Annotated in this window: 1 protein-coding gene; it reads left to right on the forward strand. The window is 63.2% G+C overall.

Annotation, left to right across the window (positions count from 1 at the left end):
- Nucleotides 1–769, forward strand: a 769-nt coding sequence (locus AC5RK6_RS03080; protein WP_493926360.1) for a DUF7507 domain-containing protein, incomplete at its 5' end; no start/stop codon positions are given.
- Nucleotides 770–787 lie beyond the last annotated feature (18 nt).

The raw sequence follows: 787 nt of genomic DNA on the forward strand, positions 1-787 counted from the left end.
CGCGGGTGACCTCATTACCTGGTTCTTTACGCTGGAGAACACCGGCAATACCACCCTGCGGGATCTTGTCATTCAAGATGACTTCCCGGGTCTGTCCGAGATTGAGTACAGCTGGCCGGGTGCTGCCGGGGTGCTCGCTCCGGGTGAAAAAGCTAGTGCTACCGCTACTTCGGTGCTGACCCAGGAGCAGGTGGATGCGGGTACCGTCCGCAACGATGCCAACGCCACCGGCGTGACCCCCGGAGGGGACACCGTGACGAACAAACCGGGCGACCCGAGCGAACCGGGCACCGGTGGCCACGGTAGTGTCACCATCACCGGCCACCCTGGAATGGTGATGGAGAAAACCGCAACTGTGGACGGGGACGTGATTGTCTATCGTTTCGAGGTGCTCAATACCGGAACAACAACGCTCACCGGCATCACTATCGACGATCCTATGAGCGAGCTGGGGCCCATCGAGTACACCTGGCCGCGTGCGGCAGGGGTGCTGGCACCGGGAGAAAAGCTCGTAGCGCAAGCCCGAGCGAAGATCACCGCGACGATGCAGGGTACGACGGTCACCAATACCGCTACCGTTACCGCGGTGACCCCGAGTGGCGAGAAGGCCACACCGGCGACCGCCAGTGTGGACACGAAGATCCCGCCCGCACCACCAGTCCGCAAGCAACTCAGCCACACCGGTGCTGAGCTTGCGATGCCCATCGCCCTCGCGATTCTCCTCCTGGCCGGAGGCGGAGCGCTGCGGCGGCGGGAAAAGGCTAACTAGCGGGAAGTACCGCTAACG

It is taken from the genome of Actinotignum sp. usb-actsch-213 (genome assembly GCF_059085665.1).